At 73.0% G+C, this 21,499-nt stretch carries 13 protein-coding genes and 1 pseudogene; 6 read left to right on the top strand and 8 right to left on the bottom strand.

Going from position 1 to position 21,499, the window contains the following annotated elements; all coding sequences use genetic code 11:
- Window positions 1-333 precede the first annotated feature (333 nt).
- Both ABT123_RS24435 and ABT123_RS24430 read left to right on the top strand, forming a co-directional pair.
- Window positions 334-3,752: pseudogene (locus tag ABT123_RS24435) on the top strand (trypsin-like peptidase domain-containing protein).
- Window positions 3,753-3,877: 125 nt separating this feature from the next.
- Complete coding sequence (locus ABT123_RS24430; protein ID WP_351318271.1) at window positions 3,878-4,834, top strand: bifunctional riboflavin kinase/FAD synthetase; 957 nt, start codon at window positions 3,878-3,880, stop codon at window positions 4,832-4,834.
- A gap of 57 nt (window positions 4,835-4,891) precedes the next feature.
- On the opposite strand, the gene ABT123_RS24425 is transcribed toward ABT123_RS24430, so the two are convergent.
- From ABT123_RS24425 to eccE, 3 genes are all read right to left on the bottom strand, one after another.
- Window positions 4,892-7,630 (bottom strand): SCO5717 family growth-regulating ATPase, encoded by a 2,739-nt coding sequence (locus ABT123_RS24425; protein ID WP_351318269.1) that lies wholly within the window; start codon window positions 7,628-7,630, stop codon window positions 4,892-4,894.
- A gap of 136 nt (window positions 7,631-7,766) precedes the next feature.
- Window positions 7,767-8,474 (bottom strand): hypothetical protein, encoded by a 708-nt coding sequence (locus ABT123_RS24420; RefSeq protein ID WP_351318267.1) that lies wholly within the window; start codon window positions 8,472-8,474, stop codon window positions 7,767-7,769.
- Entirely contained in the window at window positions 8,471-9,742 is a 1,272-nt protein-coding gene (gene eccE / locus ABT123_RS24415) for a type VII secretion protein EccE (protein ID WP_351318265.1), read from the bottom strand. The genes ABT123_RS24420 and eccE overlap by 4 nt, the downstream gene beginning before the upstream one ends.
- 279 nt (window positions 9,743-10,021) lie before the next feature.
- On the opposite strand from eccE, the gene eccB reads away from it, so the two are divergent.
- The 4 genes from eccB (at window position 10,022) to ABT123_RS24395 (ending at window position 13,716) form a co-directional block, all read left to right on the top strand.
- On the top strand, window positions 10,022-11,617 hold the full coding sequence (gene eccB / locus ABT123_RS24410; RefSeq protein WP_351318263.1) for a type VII secretion protein EccB: 1,596 nt from the start codon (window positions 10,022-10,024) through the stop codon (window positions 11,615-11,617).
- Window positions 11,618-11,624: 7 nt separating this feature from the next.
- A complete protein-coding gene (gene mycP / locus ABT123_RS24405) occupies window positions 11,625-12,863 on the top strand; it encodes a type VII secretion-associated serine protease mycosin (RefSeq protein WP_351318428.1) in 1,239 nt (412 codons plus the stop codon).
- Between the two features lie 153 nt (window positions 12,864-13,016).
- On the top strand, window positions 13,017-13,358 hold the full coding sequence (locus ABT123_RS24400) for a WXG100 family type VII secretion target (protein ID WP_351318261.1): 342 nt from the start codon (window positions 13,017-13,019) through the stop codon (window positions 13,356-13,358).
- A gap of 49 nt (window positions 13,359-13,407) precedes the next feature.
- A complete protein-coding gene (locus ABT123_RS24395) occupies window positions 13,408-13,716 on the top strand; it encodes a WXG100 family type VII secretion target (RefSeq protein ID WP_351318259.1) in 309 nt (102 codons plus the stop codon).
- An 82-nt stretch (window positions 13,717-13,798) separates the two neighbouring features.
- Here ABT123_RS24395 and ABT123_RS24390 read toward each other — a convergent pair whose 3' ends face one another.
- The 5 genes from ABT123_RS24390 to eccCa form a co-directional block, all read right to left on the bottom strand.
- Window positions 13,799-14,053, bottom strand: coding sequence for a DUF397 domain-containing protein (locus tag ABT123_RS24390; RefSeq protein ID WP_351318257.1), 255 nt, complete (start codon window positions 14,051-14,053; stop codon window positions 13,799-13,801).
- 73 nt (window positions 14,054-14,126) lie between these two features.
- Window positions 14,127-14,678: a hypothetical protein gene (locus ABT123_RS24385; protein ID WP_351318255.1), complete on the bottom strand. Its 552-nt coding sequence runs from the start codon at window positions 14,676-14,678 to the stop codon at window positions 14,127-14,129.
- On the bottom strand, window positions 14,675-16,744 hold the full coding sequence (locus ABT123_RS24380; protein WP_351318253.1) for a hypothetical protein: 2,070 nt from the start codon (window positions 16,742-16,744) through the stop codon (window positions 14,675-14,677). The genes ABT123_RS24385 and ABT123_RS24380 overlap by 4 nt, the downstream gene beginning before the upstream one ends.
- Window positions 16,745-16,781: 37 nt before the next feature.
- Window positions 16,782-17,219 carry a hypothetical protein gene (locus ABT123_RS24375; protein ID WP_351318251.1) on the bottom strand — a complete coding sequence of 146 codons (438 nt, stop codon included), beginning with the start codon at window positions 17,217-17,219 and terminating at the stop codon, window positions 16,782-16,784.
- Window positions 17,220-17,349: 130 nt separating this feature from the next.
- On the bottom strand, window positions 17,350-21,318 hold the full coding sequence (gene eccCa / locus ABT123_RS24370; protein WP_351318249.1) for a type VII secretion protein EccCa: 3,969 nt from the start codon (window positions 21,316-21,318) through the stop codon (window positions 17,350-17,352).
- Window positions 21,319-21,499 lie beyond the last annotated feature (181 nt).

The raw sequence follows: 21,499 nt of genomic DNA, 5'->3' as shown, positions 1-21,499 counted from the left end.
CCGGAGCCGGCGGTCGGATACCGCGGGGCGCTCGGCGAGCGGCCGGCCGGGTCGCCCGGCGGCAGCGCCGGGCGTTGCGATTCAGGCGGGCTGCCCAAGCCCTGGCACCGCTCCACGTTGACGTGGAGCGGTGAGCGCATCGGGCCCGACGCCGTCGGACTGCTGCTCACCGCTCCACGCCCCCCTCGGACCCCCCTCGGGTAGGTCTCTATCCATCCGGACCCTGTTATTCACCCGTCCGAGCAGGCGCTCGGAGTGAATGGAGGGAGCGCAAGGGGGCGCGTTCCGTTCGCCTGCTTTTCCGGCTGATCTTCGTCGACCTACGGTCGTGTCATGGAGGTCACGGGGGAGCTCGTCAGAATCTGCGATTTCGCCGGGCGTCCGCGAGGCAGCGGCTTCGTGGCCGACGACCGGGGGACGGTGATCACCAGCCATGAGGCCGTGGCCGGCCCGGGCCGGGTGGTGCTGCACGGCCCGGGGGAGCGCAGCTGGCCGGCCGATGCGGAGGCGGTGACGCTGCTGGCCTCGGCCGGGCTGGCGCTGGTACGGACGGACGGGCTCGGGGTGCGGCCCCTGCCGGTGGCGGCGGTGGAGCGGGTGCCGGCCGGGGCGTACGTACGGCTCAGCGCGCGGGGCTGGCGGCAGGCCAGGGTGCTGGGCGAGGCGGAGGTCACGTACACGGCGCCCGACCGCTCGCACCGGCTCGGCGGCGCGCTGGAGCTGGCCATCGGGACCGACGGGATGGACGCGCTGCGGCTGGGCGGGGAGACCTGCGGGGGGCCGGTGCTGGACGCGGCCACCGGGGCGGTGCTCGCCGTCCTGGGCACCGCTCTCCACGCGGAGCACCGCTCCGGAGGGTTTGCAGTGCCCTTGCGCGCGGCGGCTGCGGCCGACCCGCGCGGCCCGCTCGCCGCCCTGTTGGCCCGCAATGCGGCGACCGTGCCGGGGTACGGCGCGGACCTGAACCTGGCGGGAGCCCTCCAGCTGACCGGAACCACCCTGGGCACCGCCCTCGCGGAGGCGGCCGGCGCGGTCGAGCGCCGGGAGGCGGCCGAGGTGCTGGACGCGTTCACCGAGAGCCCCGCTCTTGTCCTCGCCCTGGTCGGCGACCCCGGTACCGGCCGCACCACCGAACTCGCCGCCCTGGCCGCGCGGCGCGCCCTCGGCCCGCTCCCGTCGCCCACGATCTGGCTCCGCGGCGCCGACCTCGCGGCCTCCGTCACCTCCCTCGCGGACGCCCTCACCCGAGCCCTGACCACCGCCACCCGCATCACCACAACCGCCCCCACGAACACCCCGCCCGCGCGGACCCGGCCCGAGCCCCCGACCCCCGCCGCGCCTGGCCCGACCCCGGCCCCCGATGCCGGCGGTGGCGAGCCCGGGCCGGAGGAGGTGGCTGCGTTGGCGGTGGGGGCCGGGGGGCGTTGCTTGTGCTGCTGGATGCGCCCGAGGAGATGCCGGCCCGGCTTGCGCAGCGGCTGGCCGAGTGGACCGCCGGTACCGCCCGGTGGCTGCGCGAGAACTCCGTCCGGATGGTCATCGCGAGCCGGCCCGAGTACTGGGAGCGGGCCGCGGAGTTCTACCCGGACGGCGCGCTCCACGCCCCCGCCCGCCCGGCTCCGGGCCTCCCCCCGGCGTACCGGCTCGGCGAGTTCACCCCGGCCGAGGCCGAGGAGGCCCGGGCCCGCTACGGCATCCCCGCCACCGGCGTCCGCGAAGCCGACGCCCGGCACCCGTTGACCCTCGGTCTGCTCGCCGGCATCCGCGCCGCCGAGGTCACCGCCGGCCGCCCCGGCCGGGACGAGGTGTTCGACGCCCACCTCGACCTGATGTGCCTGCGGACGGCGGTCCGTATCGCCGCCGGCGGCGCCGACGGCAGCGGCGTGCACGGCCCCGGCGTGCGGCGGCTCGCCGCACGTGTGGCCAGCCGGGTCCACGAGGCCGCGCGGCGCTGCCTCGGCCCCGGCCAGGGCGAACTGGACCGGGCCTCCTTCGAGGAGCTCTTCCCCTGGCGCACCGGCTGGGCCCCCGCCGTACTCACCGAAGGCCTGCTGGTCCCCGCCGGAGCCGGCTACCGCTTTGCCCACGAGGAGCTCGCCGACTGGCTGCAGGCGGCCCACCTGGACGTCCCCGCTGCCCTCGACGCCCTGGTCCACCGCACCACCCCGGCGGCCGGCCCGCCCGTACCCCGGCACCGGATCGGCCCGGTCCTGGAGGCGCTGCTCCTGCTGCCCCCGCCCGTCCTGACCCCCTACCTCAGCGCCCTCGTGGCCGCCCTGGACCGGTTCGCCGAGTTCACCGAAGTGCCCGGCGAGCGCGCCTGGTGGGCCGGCCGGCTGCTCCGCGAAACCCTGCTGCGCTCGCCCGACGCCCGGCCCTTCCGCCCGGTGCTCGACGCACTCGCCGACCACGCCGCCGCCCGCGGCGACGGCACCGCCGAGTTCGATGGCTGGTTCTGGAACCGGCTGCGGCTGCCCGAGCCCGAACGGCTGGAGCTGCTCCGCCGGCTGCTGCCCGCCGACCACCGCTGCCTCGACGCCGTCGCCCGCCGCCTCTCCCGCGATCCGCAGCGCGTCGTCCCGCTCCTCTGCAACTGGTTCCGCGACGAGCGCCGACTGCGCGGCCGGCCCGGCGCCACCGTGGCCACCGCCGCCCAGGCCCTGCTCCACACCCACCGCCGATCGGCACCCGACGACCTCGCCGAGGCACTCGTCGCCGCCGCGCATCCTCGCGCCGACGAACTGCTGACCGTCCTCGCCGAGGAGGAACCCTCGGCGCTCTGCCGGTCCGTGGACCGGTGGGCCCGGGACGAGCGGCCCGAACGCCGGGTCGCGTCCGCCGCGTACGGTCCGGTCGCCGCCGCCCACCTCCCCGGCACCGCACCCGGCCGGACCCGGCTCCGCCACGCCGCGCTCGCCCTGCTGGACCGGCCAGGAGACCAGAGCCTGCACGGCGCCGCCCTCGGCATGCTGCTCTGGGACCCGCAGACCCGCGAGGAGTACCTGCCCGCCGCCCTGGCCTGCCCGCAGGTGCCCGCCCATGCGCTGGTCGCCGTCGCCGGGGCGCTGCCCGGCCGGACCGGCGAGGTCCTCGACGCCCTGCGGGACCGCGCCGACGGCGAGGTACTGCGCGCCCTGGCCGCACTGACCGACCCCCGGCCGGCCGCCCGCGCGGCCCGCCTCGTACGGGAGCACCTGGCGCGGCATCCCCAGGACGCCCCGCACGCCGCCGCCTTCGTCGACCGGCGTCTGGACCACGGCCCGGCCGCCGGGCCCGCGCTGCGCCCGCTCGCCGCGGAACTGCTCCACGGGCCGGCGCCGGCCCGGGCCGCGTTCGCCGCCGTGCTCGGCACCCTCGGGGCCGAGGCCTCGCGCCCGCTGCGCGGCGAACTGCTCGATGCGCTCCTCGACGCCGAAACCGACCCCGCCGTGCTGTCCGCCCTGCTCGGGGCGGCGGCCGGGGACACCGTCGCCCGCGGGGAACAGCGGACCCGGGAGCTGGTCCGGCGCACCGGACGGCGGCTGCTCGGAGTGCCCGGCGGCGTGCCCGGCGGAGCGGCCGTGTTCGAGCGCCGGATCGTCGAGCTGGCCCGCGAGTTCCCGCCCTTCGGCCGGCTGATCGAGCGCTGGCTGCGCGAGGAACCACGGGAGGCCGCCGCACTGCTCGGCCCGAGCGCCCGCCGAATGGTCGAGACCCTGGCCGGAACCCGTCCCTCCGCCGATGCCGTGCACGCCGTCCCCTGCCGGAGGTGATGTGTCCCCGGCCCGGGCCCGGCCGTGGCTCCCATGCCGATGCGGGGGCCCGTGCGGCGGCATGGCAGTCTTAGACCTGCAATCTCAACTACGCACTACACGGGTTCGGGCGAGGAGCGGTCACAGTGCAGCGCTGGCGTGGCTTGGAGGACATCCCCCAGGACTGGGGACGCAGCGTCGTCACCATCGGCTCCTACGACGGGGTGCACCGGGGCCATCAGCTGATCATCGGGCGGGCCGTGGCCTGGGCCCGGGAGCTCGGCGTGCCGGCCGTCGTGGTCACCTTCGACCCCCACCCGAGCGAGGTGGTCCGCCCCGGCAGCCACCCGGCGATGCTGGCCCCGCACCACCGGCGGGCCGAGCTGATGGCCGAACTGGGCGTCGACGCCCTGCTGATCCTGCCGTTCACGGCGGAGTTCTCCCAGCTGTCCCCGGCCGACTTCATCGTGAAGGTGCTCGTCGACAAGCTGCACGCCCGGGGCGTCATCGAGGGCCCCAACTTCCGCTTTGGCCACCGGGCCGCCGGCAACGTCGCGTTCCTGGCCGAACTGGGCGGCACGTATGACTACGAGGTCGAGGTCGTCGACCTGGTGGTGCGCGGTGAGGCGGGCGGCGGCGAGCCGTTCTCCTCCACCCTGGCGCGCCGGCTGGTCGCCGAGGGCGACGTGGAGGGTGCTGCCGAGATCCTCGGCCGGCCGCACCGGGTCGAGGGCGTGGTGGTGCGCGGCGCGCAGCGCGGGCGCGAGCTCGGCTACCCGACGGCGAATGTCGAAACGCTTCCGCACACCGCGATCCCGGCCGACGGCGTGTACGCGGGCTGGCTCACCGCGGACGGCGAGCGGATGCCGGCGGCGATCTCGGTCGGGACGAACCTCCAGTTCGACGCGACCGAGCGGACGGTGGAGGCGTACGCCATCGACCGGGTGGGCCTGGACCTGTACGGGCTGCACGTGACCGTGGATTTCCTCGCCTATGTGCGGGGCATGGCCCGGTTCGAGTCCCTGGAGGGGCTGCTGGACGCCATCGGCGACGATGTGAAGCGGGCGCGGGCGCTCACCGAGGGGTACGACGCCGCGCGCTGAGCGCATGGAACGGGCGAGGGCCCGTACCGTCCTGGGGACGGTACGGGCCCTCGGCGTTCACTGACCGCCCTGCCGCGGATCCTGCGGTGGCTGCTGCCAGCCCTGGCCGGGCTGCGGATGCTGCGGCGGGCCGTACGGGGACTGTGGCGGCTGGGCCCCGGGGTGGCCCGGCTGGGGTCCGTACGGCTGCTGCGGCTGCTGCGGGTAGGGCTGCTGGTACGGCGGCTGGCCGTGCGGCTGCGGCTGGGGCTGCTGCGGGTACGGCTGCTGGCCGTGCGGGGGCTGGGGCTGCTGGGGCTGCTGCGGGTGCGGGTACGGCTGCTGGCCCTGCGGGGCCGGGGCTCCCCAGTGGCCGCGCGCCTGCTGCGCCCGTACGAAGTCCTCGGCGACCAGCGCCGAGAGGTTGAAGTACGCCTCGCGGGTCTTCGGCCGCATCATGTCGAGGTCGACCTCGGCACCGGCCGCGAGGTGCTCGTCGAAGGGCACCACGACCACACCGCGGCAGCGGGTCTCGAAGTGCTGGACGATGTCCTCGACCTTGATGGTCTTGCCGGTCTCGCGGACCCCCGAGATCACGGTGAGGGAGCGCGAGACCAGGTCGGCATAGCCGTGCGCGGACAGCCAGTCGAGCGTGGTGCTCGCGCTGGACGCGCCGTCGACCGACGGGGTCGAGATGATGATCAGCTGATCGGCCAGGTCCAGGACGCCGCGCATCGCGGAGTAGAGCAGTCCGGTGCCGGAGTCGGTCAGGATGATCGGGTACTGGCGGCCGAGCGTCTCGATCGCGCGGCGGTAGTCCTCGTCGTTGAAGGTCGTGGAGACGGCCGGGTCCACGTCATTGGCGATGATCTCCAGGCCGGACGGGGCCTGGGAGGTGAACCGCCGGATGTCCATGTACGAGTTCAGGTACGGGATGGCCTGGACGAGGTCGCGGATGGTGGCGCCGGTCTCGCGGCGCACCCGGCGGCCGAGGGTGCCGGCGTCCGGGTTCGCGTCGATGGCGAGGATCTTGTCCTGGCGTTCGGTGGCGAGGGTGGCGCCGAGGGCGGTGGTCGTCGTGGTCTTTCCGACGCCGCCCTTCAGGCTGATGACGGCGATGCGGTAGCAGGACATCACCGGGGTACGGATCAGGTCCAGCTTGCGCTGACGCTCCGCTTCGGCCGCCTTTCCGCCGAACTTGAAGAGGGAGGAGCTGCCGCCGCGGTTGCTCTTGGGCTTCTGCTTGTTGCGCAGCAGACGGTCCGAGGAGAGCTCCACCGCGGCCGTGTAGCCGAGCGGGGCGCCACCGCTGGGCGCGGCCTGGTACCGCTGGTCCTGCGGGCCGGGACCGCCGGGGCCACCCGGGCCACCGGGCCCGGTGGGAGCGCCGGGTCCGGCCGGTCCGCCGGGGCCGGCCGACTGCGGCCACTGCTGGCCGAGCCGCGGATCGGCCTGCGGCTGCTGCTGGGGCTGTCCTTGTACGGGCGGCTGAGGCTGCGGCTGGGCCCCCCAGGGCGCCCCGGCCTGCGGCGCCGGCTGCTGATGCGGCTGCGGGGCTGCGGGCGGGAAGCCGTACCCGGCGTCGGGCTGGGGGACCGGCGGCGCGGGCGGGAAGCCGTACCCCGCCTGGGGCTGCGGGACCGGCGGGAAGCCGTACCCGTCCGGGGCGGGCGCGGGCGTGGGCTCGGCCGGGCCATCGGTCGCGGACGGGGTGAACGCGGGCGGCAGCGGCGGGAGTTCCGCCTGCGGGGCGGGTACGCCCCACGGCTGCTCGGGCACCGCCGGAACAGCGTCCCGCGGCTCCTCGCCGACCGCACCGGCCTCCGCGTCCTGGCTCCCCGAAAGGGGTGACTTCGCAAGAACCGGCGCCCCGTCACCCTGCTCCTCCGCCGGAGCGGCCGGAATCACCGTTCCGCTCGGCGGGGTGGCCGAGTACCCGGGTACATCGGCGGGCTCGGCCGGCGCCACCGGGTACGCCGTACCCCCAACCGGCGCCTCGGGCGCGGGCGTGAAAGGCGTACCCCCAACGGGGGTCTCAGGCGCGGGCGCCGCGGGGTACGGCGTAGCCCCAACGGGCGCGTCGGGCGCGGGCACCGCCGGGTACGGCGCGCCCCCGACCGGGGTCTCAGGCGCGGGCGCCGCGAGGTACGGCGTACCCCCGACCGGCGTTTCGGGCGCAGGCGTCACGGGGTACGGCGTACCGCCGACCGCCGCCTCGGGCGCGGGTGCCGCGGGGTACGGCGTACCCCCGACGGGGGTTTCGGGCGCGGGCGCCACCGAGTACGGCGCGCCCCCGACCGGGGTCTCGGGCGCAGGCGCCGCGGGGTACGGCGTACCGCCGACCGGTGCCTCGGGCGCGGGCGTGTACGGCGTGGCCCCAACGGGGGTCTCGGGCGCGGGCGCCGCGAGGTACGGCGTAGCCCCAACCGGCGCGTCAGGCGCGGGCGCCACCGGGTACGGCGTCCCCGCGAGCGGCGACTCGGGTGCAGGCGGCAGCGGGACAGCATCGGCCGGAGCCGGAGCCGGAGCCGGAGCCGGAGCCGGAGCCGGGACACCGGCCGCCGGGGTGGCCGGGCGGGCCGGTGGGGCCAGCCGGGTGGTCGAAGGCGAGTCCACGTCGTCCACGCGGTGCGGCTCGAAGCCGCTGCCTACCGGCAGCTCCGGCACGGCCGGCGGCGTCGGCGCGTTCTGCGTGTACCAGGCCGGCGGCGTGTAGTCGATGGTGAACTCGCCCGTGAGCTCGGGCTCCGCGTCGGACTGATCGTCCGTCGGGACGTCCCACGTCCCGTCGCGGCTCTCGTTCCGATCGCCGTTCACTTCTGTCCTCCTGGTCTGTTCGAGCACGGGCGCCCGGCGTCGCGTCGGCGCCGCGCCCACGGTCAGCCTAATGGCGTCGCACCCGGACGCGCGGCCCACGGTCTCCCGGGAGGCCGCGCACCCAGGGGCAACGGTCTCAGTCGATCCGCCGGGCCGGGCCCAGCAGTCCGGCCTCCGCCTCGGTGCCCTGGGTCATGACGAACTGCCGGTCCCGGGCCGTGCACCACAGGGTGACCCCGTCCCCCAGCGTCGGCAGCGAATCCACCGCCGGCCGGGGCAGGTTCATCAGCCGGCCGATCTGCTCCGCCTCGTCGGGGGAGACCCGCTGCACGCCCACCAGCGAAGCGTTCTGCAGCAGGCGCGGGGCCGTCGGGCTGAGGTACGGCAGCAGGGTGAGCACCGACTGCCAGGGGCCCGCCACCACCCGCCCGCGCGGCGGCCGCATTCCGCAGTCCCGGATCACCAGGACCGGGCTGCCGGCCGACGCACCCTGCGGGGGCACCCGGCCCACCTCGTGCAGGGTCACGCACTGCTGCCCGCCGCCGGCGGCCTGCGCCAGCGCCGACCACACCTGGGCCCGGCCGGTCTCCACGGCCACCCGCGCCCCGGTCGCCGCCGCCCGCAGCCCCAGCACCTGTGCCGTCCACAGACCCCCGATCAGGGTGACCTCGTACGGCATCGGGCGGTTGATGCCGAGCACCGCCGGGCGGCCCTCGGAGTCGACTCCGATCACCACCCCGTCGTCCCCGACCGGCAGGGACAGCCCGTCCAGCTCCGCGGCCGGCATCGCATGGCGTTCCCGCCGCGGCCCGATCAGTCCGTACCCCACGCGTCCCACGCTCATCGCGCACCTCCCAGCGGCAGCGAGGCCAGCACGCCCGGCACCTGCTCCCGGTCCAGCCGGACCAGACCGGTCCGGATCCCGCGGGCGGTCCGCTCCAGTTCCCTTCGGGCCGCCACCAGTTCCTCGTCGCTGCGCCCGGTGACCCGGACGTGCCCGGTGACCGTGACCCCGTGCCGGTCGGCCGGCGCCAGTGTCAGGCTGAAGTTGGTCGCCAGCGCGGGCAGCGAGGTCAGCAGCGCCACGAACTGCGTCAGCGGGGCTGCCGCGCCGCCGAGCTGCGGCCAGCGGCCTATCCAGTAGGTGGTGTGCCGCCGGTCGTCGCACCGCCAGGCCCGCGAGGTCTCCTCGGTGCGCCGCCCGCTGCTCGCGGACCGGCCGGCCTGGGTGATGGCCATCGGGTTCGCACAGGAGGACGTCGCCAGGGCCGCGGTCAGTTCCTGCTCGGTCAGCACGGTCGCCCGGAAGCCGGCGCCGGCCAGCCGGCTCGCCAGCTGGTCCGCCACCCGCACCACGCAGCGCTGCGCGCCGGTCATCCCGCCGCCGCGCGCCTCCACCGCCTCCGGGCACAGCTCCGGATCCAGCTTGAGGGCGACCCAGGTCAGCCGGACCGCCGGAGTGCCGGTCTGGGCCTGCAGGGGAGCGTAGTTACGGGCGGCCATGGCCTGGGCCGGCAGATGCGGGGCGGGCGCCGGCTGGGTGTGCAGCACGAGCTGCGCCGACTCCAGCCGGATGCCGTCCACTTCGAGGACGTCGCGGATCAGGCCGAGCGGCAGCGGCCGGGCGGCCCGGTCGGGACGCAGCGCGGTGGCGTCCATGTCGACCTGGACCACCACGGTCAGGAAGGTGCCGTCGCCGATCAGCCCGACCGGGCGCCGGTCGCGGTCGCTGAAGGTGTAGGTCCGCAGGGCCGGTTCGGCCTCCACCACCGGCGCCAGACCCGGTTCCGTGCCGGCCGGCACGGAGAAGGCCGCGGCCCGGCGCCGCCGGGCGCGCAGAGCGAGCGCCGTGCCGATCCACTCGGGCAGCGAACGCTGGTGCCGGCGGACCACCGCGAGGACCAGCAGAACGGCCGCCAGTACGCCAGCGGGCACCAGCAGCATCGGTTCGACCACCCAGGCCACCAACAGCAGGGCTGCCGCCACCTGGAGGAGAACCAGCTGTTGCAATCGGAACGGACCGAACCGCCCCGGGCTCGACTTCGGATGCGGCGTCACTCCGCCGCGTGCCGGCGCAGCCGCGGCGGCACGCTGTTCCGTCGCGATGGCCATCTCCCGGACCCCTCCCCTTCCACGATCCTGACCCGTGCCCGCCGGTACGGTGCGGCCGGTGCCGGCACCTCCCCGGAATCTCCCCAATTCACCCCAACGAGCTCCGATTACCCTGACTCGGAAGGGGCTCGGAAGGCGTGGAGTGGCACTGGGCGGCGGCCTCACCCTACCCGCCCCCTACGAACCCTCCGTCAACAGGCATAGTAGGTGCCCGGTCAGACAATCGAGGCCCGGGGACCGTACCCACCGACCGGGCCGGGCGGGGAGAAGCAGGCGGTCATGGCATCACGACGTGATGAGCTCAACGCGTACACCTTTGCGAAGCGGCGTACGGTGGCCGCCTTCCTCCAGCCGTCCGCCACGGGCACGGAAGAGGGCGCTCCGCGACCGCTGCGTGCGGTGGTGCCCGGACTGGTCGTCGGCGCCCTGATCCTCGCGGGCTTCGGCGCGTGGGGGCTGCTCGACCCCAAGGCCCCCAAGGGCTGGGACGCCCCCGGCACCAAGGTGATCGTCGGCAAGGACTCGACGACCCGGTACGTCGTGCTGAAGACCGGCGACCAGGTCCGGCTGCACCCGGTGCTCAACCTGGCGTCCGCGCGGCTGCTCCTGGACCCGGGCAAGTTCGCCGTGATCCAGGTCGACGACAAGACCCTGGACGGCGGCACCCCGCCGCGCGGCCCGATCATCGGCATCCCCTACGCACCGGACCGGCTGCCGTCCGCCAAGGACGCGGGCGCGGCCAAGCGGTGGGCCGTCTGCCAGCAGCCGGGCGGCAACGGCAAGGGCGTGCAGACCGCCGCCTTCGTCCTCGCCGACCGGGAGGCGGGCCTGATGGACGACAAGCGCCGGCTCACCGACGGCCAGGTGCTGTACGTCCAGACCAAGGTCCCCAACGGCGACGGCACCGAGACCACCAGCCGCTACCTGGTCGACGCGGCCGGGACGAAGTACAAGTTCCCGGAGAAGACCTCCGATTCGGCCACCCTCACCACCGCCCTGGTCGGCAGCGGCACTCCGCAGCAGGTCAGCCAGCAGTGGCTGGACACCCTCAACACCGGTGAGGAACTGGCCTTCCCGAAGCTGGACAACGGAAAGCCCGGCGACGACGCCAAGGTGCCCGGGCTGGCCACGGACGACAACAAGGTCGGCATGGTGCTGCTGGCCCAGACCGGCTCCGGCCCGCAGCACTACGTGGTCCAGGCCGGCAAGGTGTCCCGGGTCTCCCCCTTCACCGCCTGGCTGCTCATCAACGCGCCCGCCACCGAGCGGCTCAACATGAACGGCCAGGCGAAGGAGGTCGACCTCCAGTCGCTCCGCCCCGACGGAAGCCAGTTCTACGAGAAGAAGCGCTGGCCCAAGGCTCGGTCCGGCCAGGTCAACGGGAACACCGGGGCAGCCGCGGCGACCGCCTCCCAGGGCGGCAGCGTCCGCAACACCGTCTGCAATGTGCTGCGTTCGGTGGACGGCCAGGGCCGGACCACCATGAGCACCTGGGCCGGCCCCGGTTTCCCGGTCGACATCTCCGCCAGCGGCACGAGTTCCTACGTCACGCCCGGCACGGGGCTGCTCTACACCCAGTTCCAGGGCAAGCAGGCCAAGGGCGGGGGCGCCCTGTTCCTGGTGACCGACACCGGCCTGCGGTACGCCGTCCAGGCCAACGGCGACAGCGACGCCGAGCAGTCGGAGATCGGGGCGTCCCCGCAGCCCGGCGCGGGGGAGGGGAAGACGGACGGCCCGCCGGAGGCCAGCCAGGCCCAGGCCCGGCTCGGCTACAAGGACGTGACTCCGGCGCTGGTGCCCATCGTGTGGTCGGAGTTCCTGTCGAAGGGGCCCCGGCTGGACACCAACGCCGCCCGCCAGCCGCAGGGTTCGTGAGATGCCGATGACGTACCGGTCCCGCACTGCACCACTGCTGTCCGCCGCCCTCGCGCTCACGGCAGCTCTCGGCGCCACCGGAGCGGCGGCACCGACCTCCGGCCCGGCAACCGCCGCACCCGGCCCCGCGCTCCGGCTCGCCGGCGCCGGCGAGTGCTCCTTCCCGATGAAGAAGCAGATCGCCGGCCGCCCCTGGGCCCTGCAACGGCTGCTCCTCGACGAGCTGTGGGCCGGCGGCAAGGGCAAGGGTGTCCGGGTCGCGGTCATCGACACCGGTGTGGACCGGGCCAATCCGCAGCTCAGCGGCGCCCTCGACACCGGAGCCGGCAAGGACTTCATCGACCCCAAGGGCGACGGGACCACCGACACGGTGGGCCATGGCAGCAAGGTCGCCGGGCTCATCGCGGCCCGCGAGCAGCAGGGCACCGGCTTCGTGGGCCTGGCCCCCGAGGCCACCGTCATACCGATCCGGCAGAACGACGGACAGGGCAAGGGCAACACCGAGAGCCTGGCCAAGGCCATCGAGCACGCGGTCGCCAAGGGCGCCCACATCATCAACATCTCCCAGGACACCGATGTCCCGCTGACCGAGTCCTCCCAGCTGGGACAGGCGGTCAAGAAGGCGGTGGACGCCAAGGTGCTGATCGTCGCCTCGGCCGGCAACGACGGCCTCAACGGCCGCAAGCGCAAGACCTATCCGGCCGCCTTCCCCGACGTCCTCGCGGTCGCGTCCTCGGACCGGAACAACGAGCGGGCCCAGTTCTCCCAGCCGGGCAGCTTCATCGCGGTCGCCGCGCCCGGCGTCGACATGGTCTCCACGGTGCCGGGATTCGGCCAGTGCGTGGACAACGGCACCAGTTTCTCGGCCCCTTACGTCGCCGGGGTCGCGGCCCTGTTGAAGGGACAGCACCCGGACTGGACCCCGCGGGAAATCGTCTGGCAGATCCAGCAGACCGCCGAACGGTCGATCAAGGGCCGTGACGACTACGTGGGTTGGGGGGTGGTCGACCCGGTCCGGGCGGTCTCCCAGGACCACGACCGCCCCAAGGAGCCGGTCCCGGATCCGGGGCCGCCGCCCGCCGCGGCACCGGAGGCGGCGGAGATGCCGATGACGGAGACCGCACAGCAGCGGCAGGAACGGCTCGGCACCTATGCCCTCGGTATTGCGGGCGTGCTGATCGCCGTAATCGCCGGAACTGCGACGGTTATCCGGGATGCCCGGAACCGGCGACGCCGTTTGCAGTGAAGCGTCACAGTTCACCCACAGCTCTGCCCTACCGGTGTTGGGCCGGGTGGATGAACTGACTAGAGTGACAACAGCCTTCACGACTGTGATCGGGGGACTGACGTAACCAGCTGCGCCGGTCGGGTCAGTGAATAAAGAAGTGAGGAGCTTCGGATGAGTAACCCTGCAGGCGGTTTCGGACTCGCAGACGATCCGATCGTCCAGGCGAAGAACAAGATCAACCAGACTGCCAACGCCGTGACGAACCAGTCGCGCGAACTGGCCGACATCCTGGCGACCGTGAGCGCGGGCTGGACCGGTTCCGGTGCCGCCGGCTTCGTCCAGGCCCAGACGATGGTGAACGAGGACCACGACGCGATCCGCCGGCTGCTCGGCGTGCTGCACAACGCCGTCGCCGAGACCAAGAACCTGAGCAACGCCCAGGATGACGACGTCCGCGCGGCCTTCAACGCGGTCAAGTCGAACGCCAACTCGTCGGGTCTGAACGGCATCTGACGCGCTGCCGCGTCCACATCACGTCCGCCCAGCGATTGAGGAGAAGAACATGTCTGGTGCCGAAGGCCAGATGAAGGTCCGGTACGAGAGCGTCCAGGAGATGGCGAACCGCCTCCGCGCAACGTCCAAGAAGATCGTTGACGACCTCAGCGAGATGGACCAGGCGCTGAAGGTGGTCACCGACACCTGGGACGGTGAGGCGCACGCCCAGTACGTCCAGCTCCAGGCCAAGTACAAGGGCCGCGCCGAGCACATGCGCGACACCCTGGAGCAGGTCGCCAAGATCATCGAGCAGGGCAAGGGCGATTACCGCGCGACGGACGTCAAGGCCTCGCGCATGTTCACCGAGGGCTTCTGAGCCCGGTAGCGAAGCATGAACGAAGGGGCGCGCCCACCGGGCGCGCCCCTTCAGCTGTCTGCCTTCTGCGTTCGGCCGTCCGTCAGTCGTCCGCCGGCCGCGGCCGGTCGATGTCGAACTCCCCGTCCCTGGCGCCGAGTACGAAGGCCTCCCACTCGGCCGCCGTGTAGCGCAGCACGGTCTCGCGGTCCAGCGAGGACCGCATGGCCACCCCGCCGCCCGGCAGGTGCGCGATCTCCACCCGCTCCTCGTCGGGGCTGGTCCCGGGCGGGCCCTCCCACTCGACCCGGCTGATGTCGAGCGCGTACAGCTCGTCCTTCTCCGCTTGCGTGCCCATGGGCGGCCTTTCCCTCGGTGGTGCGGCGCTCGCGCGCTGTGTGGGGCCGATTATTCCGTCTTCCGGTCGGCTGTCAGGCGCAGTTCAGGGTCTTCACCGTCTCCGCCATGTAGGCGCGCATGAACGCGTCGATGGCGGGCCGCAGGTCGGCCTTCTCCTTGGCGGCCCGGGACACGATCACCGTGAGGGTGAAGTGGTCACCGGCCTGCGTCCGGCAGGCCGCGGTGGCGGTCGCGCCTTCGTTGCCGAGGACGGAGTCCTCGAACCCGAGGTTCACCCGCGCCGGATCCGTCAGCCCCACCACACTGCTCTGCCGGGCCGTCGCCAGCAGGTCCTCCGGCGCTCCCGGGTGCCAGGCGAACCGGAACGCGAGCGCCCGCTCGCCGTCCACCGCCACCACGCACGGCGCCGTCTGCGGCTTCTGCCGGTCCACCCGGCTGGACTCGGTGATCTTTCCGTACGGTTCGAGCAGCGGCTTCGACAGGCTCGCCGGGACGGGCGTGCCGCAGAGCGTCTCCGGGACCGCCCGGTCGTCCTCCGAACCGCCGCCGCACCCGGCCAGCGAGGCCGAGAGGACCGCGACCGCCGTGAGCGCGGCGGCGCCGGTGGCCGCGGTCCGCCTCATCCGGCAGCCCCGCTCGGCGGGGTGGTGACGCCCTTGGCGCGGTCCGCTCCGGCCCCCGCAGCCTCGTCGACCTTGGTCTGGTACTCGTACCGGCCGCCGTCCTTGTCGTGCTCCTTCATCCACTCGTCGGTCAGCGCCATCAGCTGGCCGTTCCGCTTCTCGTACGCCTCGTAGGTCTTGTCCGCGTACTTCTGGTCGATCTGCTTCTGCTCGTCCGCCAGCCACTTGTCGACCACGTAGTCGAAGCCGGTCTGGACCTCCGCGTCGTAGGCGGGCAGGTAGCCGATCGCCGTGTCGAACATCCACTTCTCGTCCCAGGCGGCCGTCTCGGCCGGTCCGACGGCCGCGGTGCGGGCCTCCTCCAGGAAGCCCACCGTGCGCCCGGCCCGCAGCAGCGACTCCTCCGGGTGCTTCTGGCCCGCCTCGTGGATGTCGGCGACCATGGCCTGGTTGATCCCGTAGTTCAGGGACCCGTAGGCCTCCTGGTCCTTGGAGACCTGCTTGATGACCTCGTACATGTCGTTCTGCGGCACCGGCAGGTTGCGCATGTCCACGGCGCTGGTGACCTCGTGCACCGTGCCGGAGTGGTTGACCAGGACGTTCGCCATCGGCTCGCGCAGCGACTCGGGAAGCTCGTCGCCGGCTTGGGCGAAGTGGTCGATCGCGTTCTTGAAGACGGCCTTGTTGTCGGCGGTGTGCTCGACGAACTTCGGGTTCTCCGCGGACGGGTCGATGCCGGTGGCACCGGCCTGCAGCGCGGCTGCGAAGCCCGCCCGGTCGTCCTTGTCGAGCTCGGCGGAGTAGTGGACGGCGTTGCCGTGCTCGTTGGCCTGCAGCACCACCTCCCAGTTGCGGTCCATGAGGTGCTTCATCCGGTCCTCGTCCTTGAGGTAGGACGCGGACGCCTCCGGGTTGTGGCTCATCACGCCGAGCAGCCCGTCCATCGGGTCGTTGGCGAACCAGCCGGTCCGCTCCCCGCTGTACTCGCCGCCCTTCATGACCCAGATGTCCTCCCGGCCCTTCTCCGCCTTCATGATGTCGTCGCCCATGTCGTGCAGGAACTGCTTCGAGTAGTCCCCGCCGCCCTGGCTCATCAGCGTGACCAGCGACTGGTAGCCGTACGTCTTCTCCAGGCGCAGGTCCGTGAAGGAGGTGTTGCGGCGCTCCAGGCCCTCCTTCTGCATCTCGGCCCGGAATTTTTTGTAGGTCTCCGACTTCGGGTCCTGCGTCGCCGAGGCGAGCGTGGCCCCCAGGCCCTTCTGCAGGTCCGTGTAGTCGGATTTGTTCGCCGGGTTCTTCACGTGGATCTGGTCGCTGAGCCGGTTCGTCAGCTCGATCGTGCCCTTTGCGCCCAGCCCGTTGATGAACACCTGGCTGAACTCGGGCTTGCCCGAGTTGTCGCGGAAGGACCGCTGGAGCTCCGCCATCTCGGTCGCCGGGATCTTTTCGCCCCCGGCCAGGCGGGTCGCGATGTCCTCCGCGTTCCGCGCCTCGTACACCTCGACGTCGCCCTGCGCCTCGCCGTTGAAGCCGGTGCCCAGGGTGGAGTCGTTCTTCTGGCCGTAGCCGTCCGCGCAGGCCGCCTCCAGCGCGATCTTCACGCCCTGGTCGGCGTCGTCCATGGCCTTGACCGCGCTGTCTATGTGCTGCGACCAGGAGTTCTCGACGTTCTTCAGGTCCGGGTCGTGCCGGGCGGCGTTGGCCGTGCCCGGGTCCGCCTTGGAGAAGTCGAAGGTGCACCGGCCCTGCTCGGACACCCTCATGCCCGCCTTCACCGCGTCGTCGCGGGCGGACTCGACCTTCTTCTTCAGGTCGGTGAACTGCTCGTGCGCATCCCGCAGCAGGCCGGCGATCGCCTTCGCCTGGACCTGCGCGGCGGAGTACTCGTAGCGGGTGCCCGCGAAGTTGGTGTGGGCCGCGCCCGCGCTCACCCCCGACCAGGCCTGACCACCCATGGTGATCTTCTGGACGCTGTCCCGGTAGCGCTCCTCGACCTTCTTGAACTCCCCGGCCATGGATTCCCATTTGGCCGCGGCAGCAGTCAGCTGTCCGAAGTCGGTCGTCATGACCTCGTGGTACGTCAACATGGTTCCGCCCGCCGCCCTAGATCCCGTTCAGTTTCGAGTAAGGGGACGGCTTCAGGAGGCCGAAGTTGTCGCCCGTGGAGATGTCATTGCGCAGGAACAGGTTCGAGGTCCCGCGCAGCGCGGTCTTCTCCGAGGCCAGCCGGCCCATCAGCCCGGTCACCTGCCGGTCCCAGGTCTCCTGCACCTTCTTCAGACCGGAGGCCGTGCTCCAGCCGTCCAGGGCCTTGACCGCCGAGTTCGACGACTCGTCCGCGTGGTCGCCGGCCTTCTTGGTGTTCGGCTCCAGCTCCGTCTCGATGGTGTTCGCCGCCGCCTTCTTCTCCGCGGGCGTCGAGGCGAGGTCCTGGTTTCCGCCGGGGAACAACGGGCCTGGTGGAGGCCCCGAGTTCAACCGCATCGCCGCCTGGTCTGCCGCGGTGGACCGCGCCTGACTCCAGTCCTGCTCGAACCCCATCTCGTACCTCTCCCCGTTGACCGTCTGCGTCAGCCGTCCGGCCGCGTCCCTGTCCGGATCGCCGCGGCCGAAACGTCACTTCGACGCTACCAGGGCCCAGGGAGCCGCCCGGCTCCCTGGGCCCGCGGGCCTACATACCGGGCAGGCGACCCAGTTGGACCAGCGAGGTTCCCCGCTTGCGCGAGGCGAAGTAGCCCCGGCCCGGCGGCATCGGGCGCGGCCGGACATTGCCGATCAGGTCGCCCTCCGACGGGTCGCCGGACAGCACCACGCCCTGCGCGCCCAGCTCCTTGACGCGCTGCATGAACGGCTCGTAGAGGGAGCGCGAGGCGCCCGCCGAGTTCCGCGCGATGATGAACCGGATGCCGGTGTCCCGGGCGAACGGCAGGTACTCCACCAGCGGGGCCAGCGGGTTGCCCTGACTGGTGGCCACCAGGTCGAAGTCGTCGACGATGATGAACACGTCCGGGCCGGTCCACCAGCTCCGGTCGCGCAGCTGCTGCGGAGTGACGTCGTCCGGCGGCTGCCGGCGCGCGAACACCCCGGCCAGCGCCTCCATGTGCATCTGCATCGAGCTCGCCATCGGCGCGTACTCCAGCAGGTGCTCCTCCGGCAGCGCGCCCAGCAGGGTCCGCCGGTAGTCGCCGACCACCAGCCGTGCCTGGTCCGGGGTGTACCGCTCGGCGATCTGCTGCGCGATCAGCCGCAGCAAGTTCGTCTTGCCGGACTCGCTCTCGCCGAACACCAGGAAGAACGGGTCCGTCTCGAAGTCCACGAACACCGGTTCCAGATCGGTCTCGTCGATGCCGATCGCGATCCCGCGGCCCGGGTACTCCCCGCCCTTGGGCAGCTGGTCGGCGTGCAGCAGCCGCGGCAGCAGCCGGACGCCGGGCGCCGCGGCCCCCGCCCAGTTGCCCTTCACCGCCGCCACGAACGCGGCCGTGCCCTCCGAGAGGTCGCCCGCCTCGTGCGAGCCGTCGATCCGCGGCAGCGCGCCCAGGAAGTGCAGCTTCTCCGCGACCTGGCCGCGGCCGGGCATGCCAGGCGGCACGTTCGCGGCGACCTTGCGGTCGAACTCCGAGTCCATGACGTCGCCGAGCCGCAGCTCCAGCCGGTTGAGCATCTGGTCCTTCAGGGCGGCCCGCACCTCCATGTACCGGGCGGCCGTGATCACCACGTGGATGCCGTAGCCCAGACCGCGCGCGGCGATGTCCGTGACCACCGATTCCAGGCCCTCGTACTCGCCCCGGAACCCGCCCCAGCCGTCCACCAGCAGGAACACATCGCCCCACGGCTCGCCGGGCAGCTCACCGGCCGCCCGCCGCCGCCGGTAGGTGGTGATGGAGTCGATGCTGTTCGCGCGGAAGAACTCCTCCCGGCGGTTCAGGATGCCCGCCACCTCCGCGACCGTACGCCGCACCCGCTCCGGGTCCAGCCGCGAGGCGATCCCGCCCACATGCGGCAGGTCCTGCACCGCCGACAGACCGCCACCACCGAAGTCCAGCCCGTAGAACTGCACCTCGCGCGGGGTGTGCGTGAGCGCGAACGACGCGATCAGCGTCCGCATCAGCGTCGACTTGCCCGACTGCGGGCCGCCGACCACCATCATGTGGCCGGCCGCGCCGGAGAAGTCCCGGTACAGCACCTCACGCCGCTGCTCGAACGGCTTGTCGATCAGGCCGAGCGGGACCACCAGCCCGCCGGGCCGGGTGTACCCCTCGGCGTGCAGACCGCGCGCCTCGCTCGGCGCCAGCGCCGGCAGCAGCTGGTCCAGCGGCGGGGCCTGGTCCAGCGGCGGCAGCCACACCTGGTGCGCCGGAACCCCCTGCCCCTCCAGCCGGCCCACGATCACGTCGAGCACCGTGTCGGCCAGCGCGTCGTCCTCCCGGGACGCTGCCGCAGCCGCCAGGTACGCCGGGTCCGGAGCCGCGTACACCACCGGCACCGGGGCCGCCGTGAACACCGCCGGCCGCCGCTCCACCGGGAACTGCCCGACCGACAGGTCCGGCCCGCCCGAGCGGTACACGCCCGAGACGTACGCCGCCTTGAAACGGGTCATCTCGTCCGTGCCGAACTTCAGATAGCCCGAACCCGGCACCGAGGGCAGGTGGTACGCGTCCGGCACACCGATCGCCGTCCGCGACTCCGCCGCCGAGAAGGTCCGCAGACCGATCCGGTACGACAGGTACGTGTCCAGGCCGCGCAGCTTGCCCTCCTCCAGGCGCTGTGAGGCCAGCAGCAGGTGCACGCCCAGCGACCGGCCGATCCGGCCGATCTGGATGAACATGTCGATGAAATCGGGCTTCGCCGTCAGCAGCTCGCTGAACTCGTCGATGACCAGCACCAGCGAGGCCAGCGGCTCCAGCGGGGCACCCGCCGCCCGTGCCTTCTCGTAGTCGTGGATGTTGGCGTAGTTGCCCGCCGAGCGCAGCAGCTCCTGCCGGCGCTGCAGCTCGCCCCGGATCGAGTCGCCCATCCGGTCGACCAGGGTCAGGTCGTCCGCCAGGTTGGTGATGACCGCCGCCACGTGCGGCATCTGCCCCATGCCGGTGAAGGTCGCACCGCCCTTGAAGTCGGCGAGGACGAAGTTCAGCGTCTCCGAGGTGTGCGTGACCGCCAGGCCCAGCACCAGGGTGCGCAGCAGCTCCGACTTGCCGGAACCGGTCGCGCCCACGCACAGCCCGTGCGGGCCCATGCCCTCCTGCGCGGCCTCCTTCAGGTCCAGCATCACCGGACCGCCGTCCTCGCCCACACCGATTGGCACCCGCAGCCGCTCGCCGGCCGACCGGGGCCGCCAGGTGCGGGCCACATCGATCGAGGCCGCGTCGCCCAGGTTCAGCAGATCCGTGAAGTCCAGGTTGGCCAGCAGCGGCTCGTCCTCGTCACCGCCGCCGGTACGCAGCGGCGCCAGCTGCCGGGCCAGCGCCTCGGCCGCCGGCAGCGACAGCACGTCCGGCGTGCCCTCGTACGCAATGCCCGCGCCCGAGGCCAGCCGCAGCCGGCCCGGCCGCACCACGACCGACAGCCCGCCGCGCGGCTCGTCCAGTTCGCCCGCCACCACCTCGACGATGGTGACGCCCTGCAGGCCCTCGGCCGCCGCGAACGCCGACTCCGGCGGCACCAGGCCACCGCGCGAGTTCGCGTCCAGCACCAGCACGATGTGCGGCTGGTCCAGCACCGGAGAAACGTCACGGCTGAACCGCGGCCGGCCGTCCAGCCGGGCCGTCAGCAGCCCCTCGACCTCGGCCAGGTCATCGCCGAACAGCCGCTTCGTACCGGCCCCGTCCACCTGTCCGGGCGCCTGGGTGTGCGGCAGCCACTTCACCCAGTCCCAGGCCGGCACCGCCCCCGGCGCCGCCACCACGGCCACCACCAGGTCCTCGGGGGAGTGCAGCGTCGCCAGCTGCGCCACCAGCGCCCGCGCCGTCCCGCGCGCCGACTCCGGCTCCCCGGACACCGTCACGTGGTAGAAGGCCCGCATCGAGACCGCCACCGGCAGCCCGTCCAAGGAGGAATGGATCTTCAGGAAGCGCTGCATCGCGCCCGCCGTCAGCGGCTCCAGCTCGTCCACCGGCGCCGTGTCCGGCGCCACCAGCGGAGTCGCCAGCCGCTGCGCGCCCAGCCCCAGCCGGGCCTGCCCGAAGTCCGCGTCGCCGACCCGCCGCTCCCACAGCCGCGAACCCTCCGCCACCACCGACCACAACTGCTCGGGGGCCGGGTGCAGATACAGCTGCGCATCACGCTGCGCCCGCGCCGTCCGCCGCACCTGACGGCGGGTCTGCGCAAGGTACTTGAGGTAGTCCCGGCGGACGTCCGCCATTTGCCCCTGCGTACCCCGCCGGTACCGCATCACCTGGGCGATGACCATCGCCACCGTCGACACCAGCATCAGCACGCCCATGATCTTCATGAACGGCATTCCGGTGGGCATGAAGAAGAACACCACCGACGAACCCATGCCGAGCATCGGCAGGAGCTGCATCGCGATGCCTTCGTCCTGCCCCCGCGGCAGCTCCGGCGGAGCCTCCAGCCTCAGCTCGTCCGAAGGGACTTCGGGCGGCAGGGACCGTGGCGGGCGTTTGACGACGATCTGGCTCACCGGAGCATCAATCCCTCGAAAACGGACGGGAGGTCGATACCGGCGGCCCCCAAGTCCCGGGCAGCGGAGGGGGTCTCCTCCGCGCGACGGAGATCCTACTTGCCGACAGTCACGCATACTCCCGGTAGGGTGTCGCGGGCATCGCCCGCGCACCATGCGCATCCGCGAATCAGTCCGCCAA

The organism is Streptomyces sp. NPDC002054 (assembly GCF_040296685.1).
Taxonomy (GTDB): domain Bacteria; phylum Actinomycetota; class Actinomycetes; order Streptomycetales; family Streptomycetaceae; genus Streptomyces.
The sequence above is the reverse complement of the archived record's forward strand: the minus strand, read 5'-3'. Positions and strand labels throughout refer to the sequence as shown.

Excerpts from the sequence above, each read along its gene's own strand:
- eccB (WP_351318263.1), top strand. The coding sequence starts at position 10,022 with ATGGCATCACGACGTGATGAGCTCAACGCGTACACCTTTGCGAAGCGG.
- ABT123_RS24420 (WP_351318267.1), bottom strand. The coding sequence starts at position 8,474 with ATGAGCGTGGGACGCGTGGGGTACGGACTGATCGGGCCGCGGCGGGAA.
- ABT123_RS24400 (WP_351318261.1), top strand. The coding sequence starts at position 13,017 with ATGAGTAACCCTGCAGGCGGTTTCGGACTCGCAGACGATCCGATCGTC.
- ABT123_RS24385 (WP_351318255.1), bottom strand. The coding sequence starts at position 14,678 with ATGAGGCGGACCGCGGCCACCGGCGCCGCCGCGCTCACGGCGGTCGCG.
- ABT123_RS24395 (WP_351318259.1), top strand. The coding sequence starts at position 13,408 with ATGTCTGGTGCCGAAGGCCAGATGAAGGTCCGGTACGAGAGCGTCCAG.
- ABT123_RS24390 (WP_351318257.1), bottom strand. The coding sequence starts at position 14,053 with ATGGGCACGCAAGCGGAGAAGGACGAGCTGTACGCGCTCGACATCAGC.
- ABT123_RS24380 (WP_351318253.1), bottom strand. The coding sequence starts at position 16,744 with ATGACGACCGACTTCGGACAGCTGACTGCTGCCGCGGCCAAATGGGAA.
- mycP (WP_351318428.1), top strand. The coding sequence starts at position 11,625 with ATGACGTACCGGTCCCGCACTGCACCACTGCTGTCCGCCGCCCTCGCG.
- eccE (WP_351318265.1), bottom strand. The coding sequence starts at position 9,742 with ATGGCCATCGCGACGGAACAGCGTGCCGCCGCGGCTGCGCCGGCACGC.
- ABT123_RS24375 (WP_351318251.1), bottom strand. The coding sequence starts at position 17,219 with ATGGGGTTCGAGCAGGACTGGAGTCAGGCGCGGTCCACCGCGGCAGAC.